Origin of the sequence: Aliiglaciecola sp. LCG003 (assembly GCF_030316135.1) — a bacterium.
In the GTDB taxonomy this organism is placed as follows: domain Bacteria; phylum Pseudomonadota; class Gammaproteobacteria; order Enterobacterales; family Alteromonadaceae; genus Aliiglaciecola.
In genome coordinates, this window is the sequence record NZ_CP128185.1 from 3,418,316 (window position 1) to 3,438,673 (window position 20,358).

A 20,358-nucleotide genomic window follows, 5' to 3' on the forward strand; every position below is an offset into this window, starting at 1 on the left:
CACGTAATGACAGGTTTTACCACTCACTTGGGATCTGGCGTTCCACTGGATCAAGCCAATGTAGATACCGACCAAATTATTCCAAAACAATTTCTAACTGGTGTGACACGTTCAGGCTATGGCAAACATTTATTTCACGATTGGCGTTATTTAGATCTACATGAACAGCAGCCCAATCCAGACTTTGTGTTCAATCAGCCTGAATATCAAGGGGCTAGTATTTTATTGGCCCGTGAAAACTTTGGCTGTGGATCTAGTCGCGAACATGCTCCTTGGGCGCTCGATGATTATGGTTTCAAGGTGGTAATTGCCACCAGTTTTGCCGATATTTTTTACGGTAACTGCATTAATAATCAGTTATTACCAATCGCCTTGAATAGCGCGCAAATGGACACTTTATTTGCTCAAGTTAAGGCTAATCCGCACACCGAAATATTTATCGATTTGCCTAATCAGCGAATTAAATTCGCCGACCAAGTATTTTCATTTGATATTGCATTGCATCACAAGACAAACTTAATCAAAGGTTTAGATGCTATAGGTCAAACCTTGGAGTTGGATGATAAAATCCTCAATTTTGAAGAAAATGCATTTGCCTGGTTAAGGTAATTTAAGCTCACATCGTTTATGGCGAGGGTAAAAACTCTCGCCAAATATAGCGGCAAAAAATCAATTTATTGTTTTTAAGTAATATTAAGCAATGATTTGTTTATTCGTTTAGGCTAAGATCTCGTCTTATAATAAAACCTAACATGAATAATAGGTAATGCTGCAAACCATCACTATTGATGATTTGAAGCCTGGTATGTTTGTCAATGATGTTGTCGAACAAACCGGTATGCTTCGAATTAAAACTAAAGGATTAGTCAACAATTTAGCCTCAGTGCAATCACTGAAGGCGAAAGGTGTAGTGACAGTTGAGATTGATTTATCCCGCAGTAAACAAGCCACATCAGCCCCCGTGGCTAGTCAAACTCCTACGCCAGTGGAAAAACCCAAACGCTCTATTAAAGAGCAACTAAGTGCCGCCACTACCCTTTATGATGATGCATTGGACATTCAGGAACGTTTTTTTAAGCGTCTTGAAAATAACCAACCTACTTCCTTAGATGAAGTAAAGAGCCTAAGTCATAATATTATTGATTCAGTATTCGAAATGCCAAGCGCCTTATGTTGCCTTTCGATGTTGAACAAGTCGGGGAAATACTTTTTAGAGCACTCACTTAATTGTTCCATTTTACTCACCATGTTTGCCCAGTCCCGTGGTTTTGAACCTCGCATAATAGAGGATCTCAGTTTAGCCGGTTTATTAATGGATGTTGGCATGACAAACATGCCAAAAGACATTACTCAATCAGCCAAACCACTGACTGAACTGCAACGAGACATAGTCACTACCCACGTGGATATTGGCTTGGATTTGGTCGAGCGGTGCGGTGACATTTCAGATAATGTTAGAGATATTATCTTTAATCACCATGAGCGAATCGATGGTAGCGGTTATCCCGATTCACAAAGCAACTGCGATGTTAGCGAATTTGCCCGCATGGCTGCAATAGTAGATAGCTATGATGCTATGGTTAGCAACCGCGTATTTAAAAAAGCGGTTACCCCAACAATAGCCTTGCGAAATCTTCTCACCGACCCTGGTTATGAGCAGAAATTGGTGCAAGGATTTGTCCAATGTTTAGGGGTTCATCCTATCGGCTCTTTGGTGAAACTCACCAATGGTAAATTATGTATTGTGATCAAGAGCAATAAAAAGTCGCCCTTGCAACCCACAGTGGCATCTTTTTATAGCACTAAATCAACATCTTATTCTGAAATTAAACATATTGATTTGAGCAAAACTGAAGCGCAAATAGAAGCCAGTGTCAGACCTGAAGAATTTGATATTAACTTGACTAAATTCTTCAAAGAAATATTTGTGAATAACGTATAGTTGCTTATGCACAAATCGCTAGATTACCAATCGGTTAACGCATCCATACTAAATTCTTGACCTTTAAAGGTTATGATCACGTGTTGTGGCTCAATGGTCACCAAGGTCAATTCAGCATCTATCTTCTGACCTTCAAATACCCGTTTACCGTTGACTCGAACCCAACGTTCATCAGGTGAAGAGGCATACATATGGGCTGAAAAAGACATATTGGGTAATTGGGTCAGCACCCAAGCAGGTAGCTCCTCCACGGTAGGCACATCTTTTATAGGCTTGGTCTCTACCGCTACATTCTTACCCGTCTCTTGATCCAAAGACTCCATAGCATCTTGAAACTTTTTCAATAATTCTTCCGGTATTTTAGATTCCGGCTCTGCTATTTCCGAGGTCTCTGCTGGTTTGGGACGAGTAATGGGTTGTTGCTCTATTGGTTGAGGGGCCAGTTGATTGTTGTTTGACTCAACCATCTCTAGAGCTTTTGGCATTGCATCCATAGCAGACGCTAAATCTTCAGTGTCTGCTGGGTTTTGTGTATGTAGCTGCTGATCTTGTGCTGTTGTCACGACCGCTGCAGCCGACGATTTCTGTGTAGTTTGAGTCTGGGCCGGTGTGTTGGCTAAATTAATTTCGACTAGTTGTGTCCAAGAGCTTAACGATGCTATCACCCAACCAATGCAAAAACCACCAAGCACAACCAAGGCGACCAGTCCGGCTTTTTTGCCATAATACTGCCATGCTTCGGGCAACTCTTGCACCGAAGGTAGGAAAAGGCTGCGATTAAATTGCTCTGAAATATCCTGATCAAGACTCTGATTGAAGCCACCGGTGTCTTCCAACAATTGTAGTGTTTTAGACTTAGCTATTTTTGGTTTCTTAACTTCCACTGTCATGTCTGGATCGACTTCTACTTCTTGCACCCCCATTTCGCTGAGGGCTTTAATCATATCCTGACTGTTGACTAGTCCAGATTTTTTAATTTTGACTGGGCCGTTTTGTGCCGTCACTTTAATAATGACCATGCCTACTTTTAATTGGTCGATAGGGATTTTTTGCGTCATGTTAAGCCCCTACCCAATAACCGACGGCTGCTGAAACAGCAAAGCACGCAGTTAGGATTAATGTCCACTGCTTACCCTGACGATGCCTAACGACATCATCACCAAGAATTTGCCTGGCGGCAGCTATAAAAATATGCCTTTTCACAATCGGGTGCTGTTTGGTGAAGGTTAAGGTTAATGCGCGATCGCACAACAAATTAATCACCCGAGGAATTCCACCGGTAATTTGATAAATAGCTTGTATAGTAGCGGGACTAAAAATCCGTTCATGGCCGCCGGCCACGGACAACCTATGGACAATATAATTTTTCACTTCAGGCCCAGATAAAGGTAAAAGGTGATACCGTGCGGTGATCCTTTGGGCTAATTGCCGTAATTCGTTGCGCTTTAGTAATTGTTGCAATTCAGGCTGGCCAATCAAAACTACTTTAAGCAACTTTTCACGATTTGTTTCGAGATTGGTTAGTAAGCGAAGCTGTTCCAATACCTCTGGTAACAGATGCTGCGCTTCATCGACGATAAGTACGGTATTAATGCCGTTGTGATGATTGGTGGTCAGCTTATCTAGTATTTTATCGGTGAAATACTTTAGGCTAGCTTGCTTTTTCAAATAGCGAATTTTCAGTTCATCGCAAATAGAGGCAAGTAACTCGATGGCGGATAAGGTTGGATTGAGGATCATGGCCACCTGGGTGTTGTCAGGCAATTGTTGTAATAACTTGCGTGAAACTGTAGTTTTTCCGGTGCCAACTTCCCCCGTCAACATCACAAACCCGCCACTTTCACGCAAACCAAAAATCAAATGGGCTAGCGCTTCTTTGTGTCGCGGGCTCATATATAAATAGTCTGGGTTAGGGGCGATGGAAAAAGGATTATCCGATAATCCAAAATAATTTAAGTACATGTTTTAACTAAGCCAATCCATATTTGCGAAGAATAAGGTAACACTAATTGAAGTGATGTCAAAGACTGCATTTTAGCCGATGTTAAGGCATAATATTAGCGATATATTAATCAGCATTATTTGGGCTATGAAAACTTATTTAGTGGGTGGCGCGGTTAGAGACAAGTTACTTGGTCGTAAGGTCAACGACCATGATTGGGTCGTTGTGGGTGCCACCGTTCAAAATATGTTAGACCAAGGTTTTGAGCAGGTTGGCTCAGATTTCCCGGTGTTTCTTCATCCTAACACCAAAGAAGAATATGCCTTAGCTCGCACTGAACGCAAATCGGGAAAAGGCTATACCGGTTTCGAAGTGCTAAGTGATACCAGTGTAACCCTCGAGCAAGATTTACTGCGTCGTGATTTGACGATAAATGCTATGGCGATGGGTGAAGAACAACAGCTCATCGATCCATATGGTGGCCAACAAGACCTCGCAGCAAAACGTTTAAAGCATGTGTCTCCCGCATTTGCCGAAGACCCATTGCGAGTATTGCGGGTTGCGCGCTTCGCCGCCCGTTATTTTCAGTACGGCTTTTCAGTTGCGACTGAAACCATGCTATTGATGAAAAATATGGTCGCCGAGGGTGAGCTTGAACACTTGGTTGCAGAACGGGTTTGGAAAGAAACGGCAAGGGCATTAATGGAGCCTAATCCTGAAGTGTTTTTTGCCGTTTTGCGCGAATGCGGTGCATTGAAGGTTTGGTTTGCTGAATTAGACCCATTGTGGGGTATTCCTAATCCTGCTAAGTGGCACCCAGAGATTGACACCGGAGTGCATACCATGATGGTTTTGCAGCAGTGCGCAAAAAGTAGTGACAAATTGTCAATTCGTTATGCTGCTTTAGTTCACGATTTCGGCAAGGCTTTGACCGCACCGGATAAGTGGCCCTCCCACCATGGCCATGAAAAACTCGGTTTGGAAGCGGTGCTAGCTTTGAGCAAACGACTCAAGGCGCCAAATGAATGCACGGAACTAGGCCTGTTGATGTGTGAGTTTCATAGTCATATTCATCGAGCCTTTGCGTTAAAACCTGCTACTTTATTGAACGTGATGAATCGTTGTGACGCTTGGCGAAAACCACAACGATTTGCCGATTTACTTACCACATGCCGCGCCGATGCAAGGGGCAGAACTGGCTTTGAAGATACCCCATATCAGCAGGCTGACTATGTCCATCGAGCCTATATGGCTGCCAATCAAGTAGACGTGCAAAGTATCTTGGCCACCGGGGTGAAAGGTAAGGAAATAAAATTGTGCTTAGATCAGAAAAGGATAGAGTCCATTGCAAAAGTCAAAAATGAACTTAAGTTAGATTAAGCTAAATCAGAGGGAAATACTGATATTGGCTAAAATACAATTAATACTGCCTTATCCGCACCGATTCCTCTATAATTGCGCCAATTTTTAGAATCAAGTTTGTTAACGTGAAAAAGTATGTTTGAGCAATTAGATCTGGACGAAAAACTATGTAGTGCCGTCGCTGATATGGGTTATACCAACCCTACTAGTATTCAGTCGTTGGTAATTCCGCCTGCGATGGAAGGGAAAGATATCCTTGCCAATGCCCCTACCGGGACAGGTAAAACAGCTGCTTTTTTGTTACCAGCTTGCCAGTTCCTACTCGACTTTCCTCGTCAACAACCAGGTGCTTGCCGCATTTTGATTCTAACTCCCACCCGCGAATTAGCCCTACAAGTTTATGAGCAAGCGGTACAGATCACCAAGTATACCGACTTAGAATGTGGCTTGATTACTGGCGGCATAAATTACGGTACAGACCGTGAGACCTTAGAGAAAAATCTGGATATATTGGTAGCCACTCCGGGAAGATTGTTCGAACATATTGAAAAAGAAAGTTTCGACTGTCGCGACATCGAAAGTTTAATCCTAGACGAAGCCGATAGAATGCTTGATATGGGGTTTTCGGCCATTGTGAATCAGATTGCCGCAGAAGCAAGATGGCGCAAACAAAGCATGTTGTTCTCGGCCACCTTAGAAGGCCCGGGAATTGCCCGCTTTGCAAAAGATCTATTAATCGAGCCGGTTTCCATTGAAGCCAACCCATCACGTAAAGAACACGCTAAAATTCTGCAGTGGTTGCATTTAGCGGATGACCCGGCCCATAAATACGCACTATTAAAAAACATCCTAGCTAATCAAGTTGAAACCGCGGTTGTTTTTGTTAAAACCCGTGATCGCCTTAATCAGTTAAAACAAATGCTAGAGCGTGACGGTTTCCAGATCATCTGGTTGCAAGGTGAAATGCCGCAAGACAAGCGCATAAGTGCTATGGCTAAATTCAAAAGTGGTGATATAAAGATTTTGCTGGCGACAGATGTCGCCTCCCGCGGGATTGACGTGGAGAATATTAGCCATGTGATTAATTACGATTTACCCCGCACTGCAGACATCTATGTACACCGAATCGGACGGACTGGTAGAGCAGGTAAAAAAGGCATCGCCATATCCATAGCAGAAGCCCATGATATGGGAATAATTGCCAAGATAGAACGTTATACTAAACAGCGTCTTAAGCGACGCGTGATTGAAGAATTGCGCCCTAAACATAAAGAAGCAAAAGCACCGGTTAAACATAAGAAACCCAAATCAGCTAAAAAGAAAATAAAGAAACCTAAGAAAAAGTAATAGTTTGCAGTAACGATTCATCGATAAACCACCTTGGGCTCATTCAAATGAGTGGGCTGAACAAGGTTAATCGGTCCAAATGTGAGTGACGCGATGGCAGGCAACGGGGAAATATAGGATTGTGTAAGGTTGAACCCTAGTTTTAGTATCTGAATAACCTATAGCAAAACAAATTTCAGGTAAAATACCCCAAAAAACGCTGCAAATAATAGCCACAAGGCAACTATTCTATAAATTTAGTACCAATTTTTTACCAAATATGCGAAATTTACTGCAACTAAGTAAACTCAGTGCTTGTGATAGTTAACATTGTATTATAATCAAACTGTCAACACGCGCGCACAGCTCGCATTTGTATTACAAGGGTTTGCATTATCAAAAACACGCCTGAAACCGCTAAGACTATCCAACGCGATACCGCTAACATCATGTACCAGAATATTATTATTGGTATGTTTGGGAGTCTTATTGCCGCTGCATTCCTAGTCTTTGGAATTTCTGATAGTAATACCTATAGTCAAAAGTTTGATTGGTTTGTCGTCATGTCGCTGATTATCTTCATGCGATTTATCGATGCCATGTATTGGTACTTCAAACTCAGCGGGACTGATTATGATGGCAACGCTGCAATTAGCCGGTGCATTACAGGTGCCATAGCCACCGCACTGCTATGGAGTGCATTTTCGGTAATATTTTACGAGGGTATGAATGAATTCGAGTTTGCCGCTACTATGGCGATATTGTGTAGCTTAGCGGGAGGCTCTAATAGTACTTTGGTTGGGCATAAATTGACTGCATCCGCTTTTGTATTGTTAATGTTAGTGCCTATTTCCACCCGAGCAGCCCTATCAGATAACATATTCCATATGTATTTGGGCATTTTAGGGCTAATGTTTTCAGTTGCTATGTCATTCTCCGGCTTTCGAGCCGCAAGATTAACCTTAGATACGATTAAACTGCGCAATCAAAATACTCATTTGGTAGCCAAAATGCATCAAGAGATCCAACAAGTAGATGATGTACATAAAAAGCTCTCTGAAGCCTATCAAAATCTTAACGACACGAATCTCTCATTAGAACAAGAAGTTGAGCGGCGCACTTTAGAAATCCGCGAATTATCCGACCTAGATCCACTGACTCAACTTTACAACCGCTCAGCTTTTATTCGACAACTCAACGAGATGGCGCAAAAATGTCTTGCTAGGAACAATTCAATCGCCTTGCTATTTATCGATCTAAATGGCTTTAAAAAAATTAATGATACCCTTGGACATAAAATAGGCGATGCGGTGTTAGTCGAAATATCAAGTCGCCTCAGTGCATTTGCCAACGACTATCATGCTGGGCGTTGGGGCGGTGACGAATTTCTGATGCTGTTACCTTATTCTGATCAACCGACTGCCATTTCTGTTGCACAAGCGTTAATGACACGCATCGCGCAGCCATTAGATGTCATGTCGAATCAATTACACTTAACCGCTTCTATCGGTATTGCGATGCTTCCAGAGCATACGAACAACAGCCTCGAGTTGATTCAATTGGCAGACTTCGCGATGTTTGAGCAGAAAAAAAATCACGCTGCTGAACCTCGAATGTTTACTCCTGATCTATTCAAAAATCTCAAAGAAGTAGAAAAGCTAAGAGATGGTTTGCAACGGGCAATTGACAAGCGTGAGCTGTTTCTTTGCTATCAACCAATTGTAGATTGCGAGTCTAAACATCCTTGGTCTTATGAAGCTTTGCTGCGTTGGGACTTTGAAGGTTCCCTAGTTAGTCCAGATATATTTATTCCTTTGGCAGAACAGTCCGGCCTGATCCATGACATAGGTGCTTGGGTGCTTAACCGTGCTTGTATAGATGCCAGCCAATGGCAACATAGTCTTGACGCTTCAGTATCCGTTAACGTATCTATTATCCAATTATTAGATGACGGCTTTATTGACATTTTAGACCGCGCGTTAGCCACCAGTAAATTGGCCGCCGAACGTCTTCATATTGAAATCACTGAGTCGATATTTGCTGACAATAAGAAGCGTGTATTAGCACAACTAGATGCCATTCAGGCCAGAAATGTACAGGTTTCTATAGATGATTTTGGCACCGGCTATTCATCATTAAGTCAGTTACAGACCCTCAATGTCGATATAGTCAAAATTGACCGTTCTTTCGTTCAAAACATTCACCACGGTGGTGAAGCGATAATTCGTGCCACCATTTTCATCGCCAATGAGTTCGGCAGTAAAACGGTTGCAGAGGGAATTGAAACTCAACATGAAGCTGATCGCTTAGCCGAGCTTGGGGTTGATTTTCTACAAGGTTTCTTATTTGCCGAACCAATGAAAAACGATGACTTACGTGTGTGGGTGCAACAGCATGCAAATTCTTGGCAAGTTACCTCATAAAGTTGACTTTCCCAGTATCTTTTCGATTTCACTTTTAGCTCAATAATAGGCACAATACGACGTTTAAACTTGAGATCAGTTAAATGGCGCAGCTGTACTTCTACTATTCTGCAATGAACGCAGGAAAATCCACCTCCTTGTTACAATCAGCGTATAATTACCAAGAGCGAGGCATGCGTGCGGAAATCTTCACAGCAGCGCTGGACGACCGCTACGGGCAAGGGAAAGTAGCCTCCCGAATAGGGCTGCAAGCTGAAGCCAATCTATTTAATAGCAGCTCACAATTATTTGAAAGCATTCAGAAGATGAGTCAGGATGGCAAGATTGACTGCATATTTATTGATGAAGCGCAGTTCCTATCCAAACAACAAGTGCAACAATTATTGCAAGTGGTCGATGATCTGGATATTCCAGTCTTAGCTTATGGGCTTCGCACTGACTTTTTGGGTGAAACCTTCGAGGGGAGCCACTACTTGTTGGCCTGGGCTGACAAAATGGTCGAATTGAAGACCGTTTGCCATTGCGGTCGCAAAGCAAACTTCGTAGTACGAAGAGACGAGGCTGGTCAAGCTGTGACCCAAGGGGCACAAGTACAAGTTGGTGGTAACGACAGTTATGAATCCATGTGCCGTAAGCATTTTACCGAGCTGGTTTGGTAGGTTACCTGAGCGCAGAATAATCTGAGCTCAGGGTGCTCCCATCCCCAATGATTAGCAGGCGCAAGCAATTAAGCGCCTGTTTTTATATCATCCAAGTGATATTTATCAATTAATGAATATAAGGTAGGTCGTGTTACGCCCAACAATTCTGCGGTGCGTGACATATTTCTCTCAGATTGATGATATGCACGGCGTATCGCCCTACTCTCTGCTTCCTCACGGACTTCTCGCAGATTCAGACTCTCGCTTATTTCACCCAGGTCACGGACAATTAAGCCCAAATCATCGGCTTGGATGGTACTGCCTTCGGCCAAAATTACCGCCGATTTCAGCTTGTTTTGAAGTTCGCGAATATTACCTTTCCATTGATGTTGCAGCATCGCCTTAATCGCACCATCACTCAACCCTTTTACCTTAGTACCAAATTCTTCGTTATATTGGTTGAGGAAGGTTTTGGCTAGTAAAATTACGTCGTTCTCACGGTCACGCAACGGTGGAATACTGATGATAATTTCACCCACACGATAAAATAAATCTTCGCGAAATGTTTGCTCACTAACCATATCTTGTAAGTTACGGTGGGTTGCACAGATTACTCTGATATCAACGGGAATTTCATTTCGCCCCCCCACCCTTTCAATTACACGCTCCTGCAAAAAACGCAGCATTTTAGCTTGTAAACCCAGCGGCATATCTCCGATTTCATCTAGAAATAGGGTGCCACCTTGCGCGGTTTCAATCTTACCTAAAGTTGTCTTGTTGGCCCCGGTAAATGCGCCTTTTTCGTAACCGAACAGTTCGCTCTCTAATAGGTTTTCAGGAATAGACGCACAGTTTATCGCAACAAATGATTTATCTTTACGCAGACTGTGATCATGAATACTGCGGGCAAATACTTCTTTACCAGTGCCACTTTCGCCAAGTAGTAGGGTGCTAATATCAGTTTGCGCAATTTTTTCAGCTTTGCGACTAACCAATTGAATAGACTCACTATTACCAATTATCTTGCTCATTGAGGAAGAAGAACGCGCCAACTGACGGTTCTCTTGCTCAAGTTTGTATAAGTTGACCGCTCGTTGGATTAAGATTTGAATAGTGTCAGAGTCAATTGGTTTTTGATAAAAATCATATGCTCCTAATGCTATCGCTTTTAGGGCATGCTCTTTATCATTGTTCCCAGTGACTACTATCACCTTGGTCTGAGGCGCAAGCGCAATAATTTCTTCTAATGCAGCAAGGCCTTCTGAGGCATTTGTCGGGTCAGGTGGTAAGCCGAGATCTAAGGTGACTACCTTAGGCTCATATCGGCGTAACTGGTTAATAGCAGATTGGCGATCTTCTGCAAAAATAACCTCATAATCGTTTAAACTCCATTTTAACTGCTTTTGTATTCCTAGATCATCGTCCACTACTAATATTCTATCCACTGCTTCTCGGCCTCGTTATTATTATTTATTCCGCAGGAAAGGACAGCGTAAACACCGAACCTTTGTCTTGTGTACTTTGCACCTGAATGCTTCCACCAATTTTTTCAACAAAGTTCTTTGCATCATAGGCGCCAATGCCCATACCAGCATTGCCTTTGGTGGTATCAAATGGTTTGAACAATCGACGTTCAATGAAGTCCTGGCTCATGCCCTCCCCTGTATCAGCGATTGTCACCAGCAAAAAGTTACCTAATTGATTCATATCAACTGTAATTGTTACTGAACCATCATCAGGTGTAGCTTGTTGAGCATTGCTTATGAGGTGATACATTACATTACAGAATTTTTCTTCATCTATCACCAGTTGTTTCTCGTGCAACACATTTAATCTAGGTTCAGGTAAATTTCCTGCACACTTATGGGTAATGACGTTATCCAATGCGATGGAAACGGTACAAAGCTTCTCATGATTTTGTTGGGCTTCATTCTTGTCTGTCAACTGGCGTAACATTTTGTCCATTCGTGCTTTTGTGTGCTGCAAGGTTTCGAATGTATCGTCAATAAATTCGGGGTTATCTTTATGTTGCTCGGCATTGCAAAGTATTAAATCGATTTGGGCCAAAACATTTTTAAGATCATGCAACACAAACGCAGACATGCGGTTAAAGGCCGCAAACTGTGCGTTTTCAGCGACTTCTTTGCCGGCTTCATTGTGAAATACATAACTAGATACTTGAGCGGTAACAGCAGATAGATAATCCCGTAATTCCCAATTTAATCGTCGGGAAGATTGATCGGAACTCATCAATGCCAACCCCCAGAGTTGTTGAGATTTATATATCGGCAGGACAATTTGAAATGAACATTCATTGAGCAGCGCGTGATTAACTTTGAGACCTTCATAAACAAAAGGTTTATAACGTAACTCCTCGATGTCAATTATCCAGTTTTTGTGCTCGCAATAACGTGAAAAATCATCCAGCAGTTGCCACTCACGGGGGGATAAGTCGTCACGCTCTGTTTGTGAGACAACTCGAAGTGACTGTCCTTGTTTTTTAATTAGTATTCCAGAGTTGTAATCAATTGCCTGCATTAAACCGCCAAGTGCATTACGATAAACTGCAGTTAAATCCGACTCATTAGAAGGTAAGGACTCGGTTAGTTTTAACCACTCAATACGATAATCGAACTGATTAGCAAAAAAGTGTTTGGTGATAAACACTCTAATTTTCATTCTTAAACTATTGGATAAAAATAATGTCATCAATAGCGCAGTGGACAACGCAATAAGCACTATCTGGATTGTTCCGCCCCATTGACCGCCAATATATTTTACGAAATAACCGGCCATCGCCATAATGAATAAGTAACCGCCTGCAACCATTAATAATGAGCTGTGCAGTACTATTTCGCGAGATATGAATATGTCGACTCCCCAATGCTTAATCCGACGGATGGCCAACACCAGTAGAGGCAATAACACGGCGTAAATAAATCCTCTGGCGGCGATATAGTTGACTTCTAGACTGCCAACCATAGTAGCGTTGGCATAGGTGACAAATTCAAATAGGTTGGTCGCTCCCAGATACAAGATAAGCGGTTTGTAAGCCCACTTATGTTCGCCTGCCTGACGATAAATCAGCTCTAACATGACTAATAACTGTAGGGCGATGACAGTTTGCAGTAGAAAGCGCCACGTTATATCTAGCTGCAGAAAAAACGGCAAGCCAATGGCTATAAGTGGAATTGCTAACATCAGCATTGAGAACGGACGGGCAATGACTTCTTTTAAATTGTAGAAGTCATTTTTAATACAAGAAAGAAGAAAGACGAGCCAAATTAGTTGCTTACAAGTATCAAACAACAGTAACTGATTGATTATCACTGGGCCAAAAAGCGCATTTATATGCGACAAGGACCATAACGAAGTGGCAGCAGTCGCTAGGATGAGAAGGTATTTTGCCAACCCAGCTTTTCTGACCGTAAACAGCAGTAGCAATAATAGCCCGTAACTGATTGTACTTAACGCAAACCCTAAATCTGCAATCATTGCTCAAACGCTTCCTTCATTAACTACTGCTATTGTCGCCACGTCTAGCGTTTCTGCAACACCATACTACCAATGGAATAGCCTGCGCCGAATGAACAAATTAAACCATAATCTCCTGAAACTAGATCTTGATGGTGTAAGTTGAACGCAATAATCGAACCGGCAGAAGCGGTATTAGCATAAGTGTCTAATACAATTGGCGCTTCTGTTGGTTGAGCTTCACGGCCTAATAGGCGCTTGGTAATTAAGGTATTCATATTAATATTGGCTTGATGTAGCCACCATCGTTTCACATCTGCGGACGTCAACTCATGACGATCAAGATGCTCACTGATATGCGCCGCAGCCATCGGGCACACTTCTTTAAAGACCTTACGTCCTTCTTGATGAAACAATTTATCTGCACCATAAGGGGAGCTATCGAAAGCCCGAGACATATAGCCGAAATTGGAGCGTATATTGCTGGAAAAATCAGTTACCGCTTTGGTACTTAGAATCTCAAATTGATGTTCGCTGTCAGCCGTACTTTTATGCTCAATAACCATGGCAGTAGCAACATCACCAAAAATGAAATGACTATCTCTATCGGTATAGTTTATCTGCGGAGAGACCAATTCAGGATTGATCACCAAAACACATTTAGCCGTCTCTGCGGCAATCATTTCATAGGCACGGTGCACTCCAAATGTAGCCGCCGAACAAGCCACTAACATATCAAAAGCAAACCCTTTAATACCCAAAGCACCTTGCACTTCAATGGCGATAGCGGGATAAGACCGCTGAGTATAAGCACATGAAACTATAACAGCATCTACATCAGAAGCCTTTTTATTAGCTGCCTTCAGGGCTTTTTTAGCCGCCTTTAAGGCGATTTCGGCTTGATGAGATAATTCATCATCACTTCGTTCCGCGATACGAGGGCGCATGCGATCTATATCCAGCACCCCGTCTTTAACGTAAATATAGCGACTTTTTATGCCTGAGGCTTTTTCAACAAATTCAGCGCTAGAAGAAGGCTTAGCGTCAATTTCACCGCTATCAATTGCTTGCGCATTCTGTTGATTAAATTTTTCGGCAAATTGATTATAACTATCAACCAATTCGCTGTTAGAAATACTGTGCTCTGGCGTCCACAACCCTGAGCCACTGATTACAACTTGCTTTGTCATTTCGATGAATCCGATTATTGTAAATTACAATTTTAAACTTTCTTAGCTTAGCCTTTTCAGGCCTAAATGTCATTCTGCAAATCAACAGCCCTGCCTTAAGCCAACAAATACTATATTGGTTTGCGTGCAACGAAGGGAAACGGGTGACAATTACCGTTTTTATCGGTCGGAATTGGCGGGTATATGCATGTAATGGGAGGGGTATTACGTAGACTGGCCCCTCCCCAACCAAGTTAAATTCAATAAGAAATGGCTCAGTATTATTGGGCGCAAATCTGCGTTGGTATGACAATAAGCGATACGTGACAACCTGAGTCTAGGAATAGCGATTACCGTTCGATGTGACGGATGTATCTCTTTTCACGTGCATGATGCAATGCAAGCTGGCGCAAAGAAGGAGGAGATTGCTGAAACCGTGTCAGTTGCGATTATGATGGGTGGTGGCCCGTCAGTAGTCTACGACGTTGAGGCTATGCAGGCGCTAAGTCAATATCAAGAGCTGGGCTTATAGGGAAGTAGAATGTCGAGCACATTTTTCGATTTTATACTGTAGTGTTAACTAAATTGTGTGAGTGACATAAAAAAGCCGCATCTACTGCGGCTTCTTAAATGATTTCTCAGTGGTGCCTAACACTACTTACCAGAGCATTAAAAAATGTAACTCTCTGCCTTTTGGATTAACTCCTTAGGGGATAGTTTGTCCCTTACACAAGATTGAATATCTTTATTTTTAAAAACATAGATTTTGTCTTGTTGGCCACCTCTTTCAGGCATCCCCATGTTGTTCAAAACGAAGCTAACGTGTTCGCTTTCAGGGAGAGCTTTGATGCCAGTTCCATACTTACACAAGGTCGAAGAAACATTATCTTCGAATTTGCCGATAAAAGCGGCATATTGTTGCTTGCGCGCGGCCAGCTTTTCAGCCGCTTTTTGTTTATGTTCCTGTTCTATTTTGGTTGCGTACTTCCCAACTTCAATTTGCTTGTATTTCAGTTGCTTAATTTTGTCTTCAAGGTCTTTCTTTTCGGCATTAAGCTCTTTCTGACGTGCGCTATCGGCTGCTCGAATTTCAAATTCCAAGTCTCGCAAGCGACGTTCAGATTCCCGTAAATCCCAAGCAAACTCGCGCTCTTGTTGCTTAATTTCACGCATCATATGAGATGAACGCTCAATGGACTCCTGAACCTGCTCGAATACTTGTGCAAATTCCTCCCCCCACTGCTCCGTTTCCACTTCAAAATCTACTGCTCCGTGTGCATCAAAATGTGGTGCTTCAGGGGCCTCAGGCGGCGAAACAAAGAATTCTGAATCACCATTAAACTCAAAAATGAAGTTGCGTTGCTTGGAACTGGTCGCGACTTCAAAAACAACACCTTGATTAGCTAAATACATAACATTTAGGCTACGTACTTTAAAGCCAGCATCTTTACTATCTTGACGCATAGAGGTCTTCAATATGTTAGTCATGATTTCCAACTCGTTGCCTAGGTCATTCAGATTGGTTTTGGCATAACTACTACCTAGCGTTAAAGCCGAAAACATCAAGGTGACTGCTGCTTGGATCAAGGTTCTACGTGGATTAAATAGGGTTTTCATGGTTACATCCTCATTGCTCAGCGGAATTACTATTATGGCTGGTTTGGTCCCACGGCAAGCTTGTGGGACTGCTATAAATTTCTTGTTCTAACTGGTTCAATTGCCTAGCATAAAATAGCTGGTCATCACTGCGCTGTTCATTGATGAATTTGATCAACTCACCAAAGTCTTCACGCCTTTCCTTACGGCTAGACGACAACAAATAGTTTGTCAGTTGGGTGCTAGCATCAAGTTGCTGCTCACGTAATGACAATGCATAGTTCGCTAACGCTTGTTGTTGATCCTGTTTAAACTCAACCAATCGCTGCTCAACAATTTGCTCTATATCCGGCTGTTTTTGACTGAAACTGATGGTCAATGCGCCTTGCTCAAATCTTGCCTCAAAGCCGCTTACTACCAGAATAATCGCCAGCATAGACAGTGCACCCGAGAAGGCAGGGAGACCTTGCCACTGCCACCAGCTCGCCTTGTCAGGCATATCAAAGGATTCCTCACGTTGCCAATTTGGCACGCTTTGTTGTTGATAATCCTGAGCCAATAGCAATCCATGACTAGCCACTTGCACCCGTTGATTGAACTCGACATCTTCGCTGCATAGACGTTCAAACTGCTGTCGCTGGTCAGGATTTAAATTGTCTTCCATCCATGCCGCAAACAATTCATTCTGCTGCTGTTCAAGCATATTCCACCTCCAATAAGGTTTTTAACTTTGCCAAAGCCCCATACAATCTAGACTTTACCGTATTTGCCGAAATACCTAACTGGTCGGCAATTTCATCAAAGGTAAATTGACCGAAAAACTTAAGCTCCACTACGGCTTTCTGCGCCAAGGGTAATTGCTGCATAGCAATTACCAGTTGATTAGTATCTTGAATGGCGCTCATCCGACTTTCCACGCAAGGCTCTTGGCTTTCTAGCTCAGGAACACCTTCCAATCCTTGGTTGGGTTTTTTACGCCGATAAAACTCAATACATCGGTAGTGGGCGATTTTAAACAGCCATCCTTTGAAGCTTCCCTCAGCGCGATAGCTGGCCAAATTACGAAAGACAGAAATGAAAATTTCTTGCATTAAATCTAATGCATCTTCATTGCTGCCGGTCATCCGAATACCGTAATTATATATTTGAGTTTCATAGCGCTTTAATAAGCTCATCCAGGCTCGTTTGTTGCCTGCCAATGCTTTATTAATGAGCTGTTCATCGCTTTTTTCAAACACTGGTGTTACTTCCTAATCCGTTCTTATCTCTAAAGTCGATAGGCAGTTCAAAAAAGTTTGAAAGTATCCTAATTATTTTTCGAGGGTGGGAATGGGCATCAGTGGAGACAACAATTCTCCCAAAAGCCTAAACAGCCTGACACGGGTTGTTCCAGTCCGCCATACTAAGCCGATTTCCCGATATGCTTTATCTTCTGCTGGCATTGAGACCAGTGGTGCAGTGTTAAGGATGTTATGTTTTATGGCTAGCTCGGGCATAAAAGTGAAGCCCAATTTGCTGTTGGCTAACTGGACCAAAGTGTACAGGCTAGAAGCCGCTAAAGAACTCACCTGCTCAGAATGCTGGAGACCACAGGCACTGACTGCATGACCTGTCATACAATGTTCTTTTTGCAATAAAAATACACTTTCTTTGGGCAATGCAGAAAAATCCATCGGCTGAGGTAAAGTCCCGACCAAGTCACTGTGAGCTATCAAGTGAAAAGGATCATGCCCTATGACCAACTGCTTGCAGCCCGGGGTATCCATAGGTAATGCTAGGACAAGTAAATCCAATGAACCATCTGAAAGTTGTCGAAGCAAATTCTCAGTGGTGTCTTCTTGTAATTGCAGCTGAATTTGAGGAAGGTTTTGACTTACCTGATTCAACACGCCTTCAAAAATAAACGGAGCTATGGTTGGGATCACCCCAAGCTTTAACTTGCCAGCCTGCCAATTTCCCGCAGTTTGGGCAAAGTCGATCAGTTCATTCGCGTCATTGAGTAGGTGTCTACTGCGTTCCACTAATTCCAAACCAAAGGAAGTAAACACAAAAGTCTTATGGTCTCGCTCAAGTAATTGACAGCCAAACTGCTCTTCCAAGTTCTGAATCGCGGTACTCAGCGTTGATTGACTAACATGACATTGCTGGGCGGCTTTATTGAAATGCTGGACTTGATGCAGTGTCACTAAATAATGTAAATGTTTGAGGTTTGGCCATTTCATGTAAATATTCTCTTCTAAAAAATAGATTAATATAGCTATTTTAGATTAGTTTTTACTGTTTGTGTATCCCAAATAGCGGGCAAAAAAAAAGCATCAAAATGATGCCTTTTTAATTGAAATAATTTTAAACTTTAAACAGTGAAAATTGCTTTCAAGATAAAGAAGAAGAATATTGATAGTGCCGCACCGGCGGGCAGAGTTACCACCCAAGAAATAACGATATTTCGAACCACACCTAGGTTCAACGCAGCAATACCTCTGGCCATACCTACACCTAGCACCGCCCCCACTAAAGTTTGCGTTGTGGAAATAGGCAAACCCGTACCAGAGGCAACCACTACAGTGGCAGCGGCAGCAAGTTCAGCTGCAAAACCACGACTTGGAGTAAGATGGGTAATACCATTTCCAATAGTACGAATAACACGGTGTCCGAACAGCGCTAATCCCGCAACTATACCTAACGCCCCTAAGGGTAAGATCCACCACGCCAGGGGCGCTTTAGCGGCAATTTCGCCACCACTGTTCACCACAGATACAACTGCGGCCAACGGGCCAATAGCATTTGCCACATCATTAGAGCCGTGGGCAAAAGCCATACAACACGCCGTGACTATCATCAGGATAGCAAAAACTTTTTCGACATTGTTAAAATGCATAGCACGGTCTAATGATTCATCGAATTTAATCCGATTAATATACAGCCGCCCAATAATGCCTACAGCTATTGCTATTCCAACAGCGATTAAATAGCCTTCATTGGTGCCAATATTTAACCCTACGTGTTTTAAGCCTTTTGTAATTGTCACTAAGGACATAACAAAGCCAGCCAATGCCATGTAAAAAGGAACATAGCGTTTAGCATTTTTGAACGGATTGTCAGTATCAAAAATAAGTTTCTGAGCACTCATAAATATCAGGTATGCAATGAAACCAGAGATAGCCGGCGTCACCACCCAACTCCCCACTATTCCACCTACTTTGCCCCAGGCTACTGAGTCTGAACTCACCCCCACAGCAGCAAAACCAACAATCGCCCCAATAATGGAGTGTGTAGTGGAAACCGGCCAGCCTAAATATGAGGCCACAGCCAACCAGATCCCCGCAGATAGTAGGGCTGAAATCATCCCGAACACTAGCAGTTCTGGCACATCGACGAAAAAGCTCGCATCAATAATGCCTTTGCGTATTGTCGCTGTGACTTCCCCACCGGCTAAATATGCGCCGGTAAATTCAAAAATCATCGCAATAAAGATTGCTTGTTTTATGGTTAACGCTTTAGAGCCAACCGAGGTTCCCATAGCATTAGCTACGTCGTTTGCGCCAACACCCCAAGCCATCAAAAAACCAACGACGGCCGCAAGAACAATCAGGACAAACCCGTAAGTATTAATAATATCCATGTGTAAGCCCCTAGCCTGCCAACATCAATTCTAGTCTGGCGCCTACACGTTCGGCCGTGTCTGCAAGATCACCTACCCATTCGATAATGTTATATAAAAACATCACATCGACTGGATTTAATTCAGCTTCAATGTTCAACAGACCTCGACGCAATTGTACTTGCAGTCTATCTGTATCATCCTCTATGCCATCAAGCTCTTTGATCATACGTTCGACTAAATTAACTTCACGGCCTTTAAAGCCCGCTTCTAATAACTCGTCTAATTCGTTGATCACATTTTTAGCTTGAGTAGTCGCATCTAAGCAGCGCTCTAGATATATTTTAAAACTAGCTTGTAAAGATGCAGGAATTAATAATTGACGGCCTAATACTCTTCCAGAGATATCCTTGGCTTTGTTTGCAATTTTATCTTGCTGGGTCAATAAAGCGAGAATGTCCTGACGCTGAATTGGCATAAACAAACCGGTCGGGAGATTAGTCCGTAGGTCTCGTTTAATGACGTCTGCTTGTTTTTCCATCTGTGATATTTCGGATTGGATGCTTTGCGCGCCATCCCAATCAGACTCATATACACAAGCAAAAAACGGTGCTAGCATTTGACTGCATTTGTCAACCAAATCAATATGGTCTTCCAAAGGCTTCAATGGAGACTTGGCAAATACACCAAGAAATGAATTTGTAGGCATTAGATTTCTCTTAACATATTTCTGTCAGCCGGTACGTTGCGTCGCATCATACTCGAAACACTATCTGGTGAATATGACTTTTTTATGACAATAACTTCCGAACCCTCTTACATGTTAATCAGTTGAAGTTGAATTTGAAACACTTTGTTAAAAGCGTTCATTTTAAATACAAA

18 protein-coding genes are annotated in these 20,358 nt (G+C 42.6%); 7 read left to right on the top strand and 11 right to left on the bottom strand.

Annotated features, from left to right (window positions below):
* Window positions 1-6 precede the first annotated feature (6 nt).
* Window positions 7-609, top strand: coding sequence for a 3-isopropylmalate dehydratase small subunit (leuD, locus tag QR722_RS14905; RefSeq protein ID WP_286283713.1), 603 nt, complete (start codon window positions 7-9; stop codon window positions 607-609).
* A 157-nt stretch (window positions 610-766) separates the two neighbouring features.
* Window positions 767-1,942, top strand: a complete 1,176-nt coding sequence (locus QR722_RS14910; RefSeq protein ID WP_286283714.1) for an HD-GYP domain-containing protein — start codon at window positions 767-769, stop codon at window positions 1,940-1,942.
* Between the two features lie 23 nt (window positions 1,943-1,965).
* Here QR722_RS14910 and QR722_RS14915 read toward each other — a convergent pair whose 3' ends face one another.
* Together QR722_RS14915 and QR722_RS14920 are read right to left on the bottom strand one after the other, a co-directional pair.
* Window positions 1,966-3,000, bottom strand: coding sequence for a general secretion pathway protein GspB (locus QR722_RS14915; RefSeq protein ID WP_286283715.1), 1,035 nt, complete (start codon window positions 2,998-3,000; stop codon window positions 1,966-1,968).
* A 1-nt stretch (window position 3,001) separates the two neighbouring features.
* Complete coding sequence (locus QR722_RS14920) at window positions 3,002-3,904, bottom strand: ExeA family protein (protein ID WP_286283716.1); 903 nt, start codon at window positions 3,902-3,904, stop codon at window positions 3,002-3,004.
* A gap of 127 nt (window positions 3,905-4,031) precedes the next feature.
* Between QR722_RS14920 and QR722_RS14925 the strand changes: the two genes are divergently transcribed.
* The 4 genes from QR722_RS14925 to QR722_RS14940 all read left to right on the top strand — a co-directional run bounded on the left by QR722_RS14925 (window position 4,032) and on the right by QR722_RS14940 (window position 9,654).
* Entirely contained in the window at window positions 4,032-5,264 is a 1,233-nt protein-coding gene (locus QR722_RS14925) for a multifunctional CCA addition/repair protein (protein ID WP_286283717.1), read from the top strand.
* A gap of 117 nt (window positions 5,265-5,381) precedes the next feature.
* A complete protein-coding gene (srmB, locus tag QR722_RS14930; RefSeq protein WP_286283719.1) occupies window positions 5,382-6,593 on the top strand; it encodes an ATP-dependent RNA helicase SrmB in 1,212 nt (403 codons plus the stop codon).
* 428 nt (window positions 6,594-7,021) lie between these two features.
* Window positions 7,022-8,995: a putative bifunctional diguanylate cyclase/phosphodiesterase gene (locus tag QR722_RS14935; RefSeq protein WP_286283720.1), complete on the top strand. Its 1,974-nt coding sequence runs from the start codon at window positions 7,022-7,024 to the stop codon at window positions 8,993-8,995.
* Between the two features lie 83 nt (window positions 8,996-9,078).
* Complete coding sequence (locus QR722_RS14940) at window positions 9,079-9,654, top strand: thymidine kinase (RefSeq protein WP_286283721.1); 576 nt, start codon at window positions 9,079-9,081, stop codon at window positions 9,652-9,654.
* Window positions 9,655-9,722: 68 nt separating this feature from the next.
* Here the strand turns inward: QR722_RS14940 and prsR are convergent, their stop codons facing one another.
* Genes prsR through QR722_RS14955 form a run of 3 tightly spaced genes read right to left on the bottom strand, consistent with a single transcriptional unit; the run spans window position 9,723 to window position 14,300 of the window.
* On the bottom strand, window positions 9,723-11,081 hold the full coding sequence (prsR, locus tag QR722_RS14945) for a PEP-CTERM-box response regulator transcription factor (protein ID WP_286283723.1): 1,359 nt from the start codon (window positions 11,079-11,081) through the stop codon (window positions 9,723-9,725).
* Between the two features lie 25 nt (window positions 11,082-11,106).
* Complete coding sequence (gene prsK / locus QR722_RS14950; protein ID WP_286283724.1) at window positions 11,107-13,131, bottom strand: XrtA/PEP-CTERM system histidine kinase PrsK; 2,025 nt, start codon at window positions 13,129-13,131, stop codon at window positions 11,107-11,109.
* A gap of 44 nt (window positions 13,132-13,175) precedes the next feature.
* Window positions 13,176-14,300, bottom strand: coding sequence for a beta-ketoacyl-ACP synthase III (locus tag QR722_RS14955; RefSeq protein WP_286283726.1), 1,125 nt, complete (start codon window positions 14,298-14,300; stop codon window positions 13,176-13,178).
* A gap of 322 nt (window positions 14,301-14,622) precedes the next feature.
* Here QR722_RS14955 and QR722_RS14960 point away from each other — a divergent pair, with 322 nt between their 5' ends.
* Complete coding sequence (locus QR722_RS14960; protein ID WP_502872479.1) at window positions 14,623-14,811, top strand: carboxymuconolactone decarboxylase family protein; 189 nt, start codon at window positions 14,623-14,625, stop codon at window positions 14,809-14,811.
* A 137-nt stretch (window positions 14,812-14,948) separates the two neighbouring features.
* On the opposite strand, the gene QR722_RS14965 is transcribed toward QR722_RS14960, so the two are convergent.
* From QR722_RS14965 to QR722_RS14990, 6 genes are all read right to left on the bottom strand, one after another.
* Window positions 14,949-15,896 (bottom strand): hypothetical protein, encoded by a 948-nt coding sequence (locus QR722_RS14965; RefSeq protein WP_286283729.1) that lies wholly within the window; start codon window positions 15,894-15,896, stop codon window positions 14,949-14,951.
* Window positions 15,897-15,906: 10 nt separating this feature from the next.
* Window positions 15,907-16,578, bottom strand: a complete 672-nt coding sequence (locus QR722_RS14970) for a hypothetical protein (protein ID WP_286283730.1) — start codon at window positions 16,576-16,578, stop codon at window positions 15,907-15,909.
* On the bottom strand, window positions 16,571-17,113 hold the full coding sequence (locus QR722_RS14975; protein ID WP_286283731.1) for an RNA polymerase sigma factor: 543 nt from the start codon (window positions 17,111-17,113) through the stop codon (window positions 16,571-16,573). The genes QR722_RS14970 and QR722_RS14975 overlap by 8 nt, the downstream gene beginning before the upstream one ends.
* A gap of 72 nt (window positions 17,114-17,185) precedes the next feature.
* On the bottom strand, window positions 17,186-18,097 hold the full coding sequence (locus QR722_RS14980) for a hydrogen peroxide-inducible genes activator (RefSeq protein ID WP_286283732.1): 912 nt from the start codon (window positions 18,095-18,097) through the stop codon (window positions 17,186-17,188).
* A gap of 131 nt (window positions 18,098-18,228) precedes the next feature.
* A complete protein-coding gene (locus tag QR722_RS14985; protein WP_286283733.1) occupies window positions 18,229-19,497 on the bottom strand; it encodes an inorganic phosphate transporter in 1,269 nt (422 codons plus the stop codon).
* 10 nt (window positions 19,498-19,507) lie between these two features.
* The gene (locus tag QR722_RS14990) at window positions 19,508-20,185 is read right to left on the bottom strand and encodes a TIGR00153 family protein (protein WP_286283734.1); all 678 of its coding nucleotides are present in this window, start codon (window positions 20,183-20,185) and stop codon (window positions 19,508-19,510) included.
* Window positions 20,186-20,358: the final 173 nt, after the last annotated feature.

What these genes read in the sequence shown, in the direction of transcription:
- QR722_RS14915 (WP_286283715.1), bottom strand. Translation starts at nt 3,000, where the DNA reads ATGACGCAAAAAATCCCTATCGACCAATTAAAAGTAGGCATGGTCATT.
- QR722_RS14920 (WP_286283716.1), bottom strand. Translation starts at nt 3,904, where the DNA reads ATGTACTTAAATTATTTTGGATTATCGGATAATCCTTTTTCCATCGCC.
- srmB (WP_286283719.1), top strand. Translation starts at nt 5,382, where the DNA reads ATGTTTGAGCAATTAGATCTGGACGAAAAACTATGTAGTGCCGTCGCT.
- QR722_RS14980 (WP_286283732.1), bottom strand. Translation starts at nt 18,097, where the DNA reads ATGAAATGGCCAAACCTCAAACATTTACATTATTTAGTGACACTGCAT.
- QR722_RS14970 (WP_286283730.1), bottom strand. Translation starts at nt 16,578, where the DNA reads ATGCTTGAACAGCAGCAGAATGAATTGTTTGCGGCATGGATGGAAGAC.
- QR722_RS14940 (WP_286283721.1), top strand. Translation starts at nt 9,079, where the DNA reads ATGGCGCAGCTGTACTTCTACTATTCTGCAATGAACGCAGGAAAATCC.
- QR722_RS14925 (WP_286283717.1), top strand. Translation starts at nt 4,032, where the DNA reads ATGAAAACTTATTTAGTGGGTGGCGCGGTTAGAGACAAGTTACTTGGT.
- QR722_RS14990 (WP_286283734.1), bottom strand. Translation starts at nt 20,185, where the DNA reads ATGCCTACAAATTCATTTCTTGGTGTATTTGCCAAGTCTCCATTGAAG.
- leuD (WP_286283713.1), top strand. Translation starts at nt 7, where the DNA reads ATGACAGGTTTTACCACTCACTTGGGATCTGGCGTTCCACTGGATCAA.
- QR722_RS14955 (WP_286283726.1), bottom strand. Translation starts at nt 14,300, where the DNA reads ATGACAAAGCAAGTTGTAATCAGTGGCTCAGGGTTGTGGACGCCAGAG.
- QR722_RS14985 (WP_286283733.1), bottom strand. Translation starts at nt 19,497, where the DNA reads ATGGATATTATTAATACTTACGGGTTTGTCCTGATTGTTCTTGCGGCC.
- QR722_RS14965 (WP_286283729.1), bottom strand. Translation starts at nt 15,896, where the DNA reads ATGAAAACCCTATTTAATCCACGTAGAACCTTGATCCAAGCAGCAGTC.
- QR722_RS14935 (WP_286283720.1), top strand. Translation starts at nt 7,022, where the DNA reads ATGTACCAGAATATTATTATTGGTATGTTTGGGAGTCTTATTGCCGCT.
- QR722_RS14910 (WP_286283714.1), top strand. Translation starts at nt 767, where the DNA reads ATGCTGCAAACCATCACTATTGATGATTTGAAGCCTGGTATGTTTGTC.
- prsK (WP_286283724.1), bottom strand. Translation starts at nt 13,131, where the DNA reads ATGATTGCAGATTTAGGGTTTGCGTTAAGTACAATCAGTTACGGGCTA.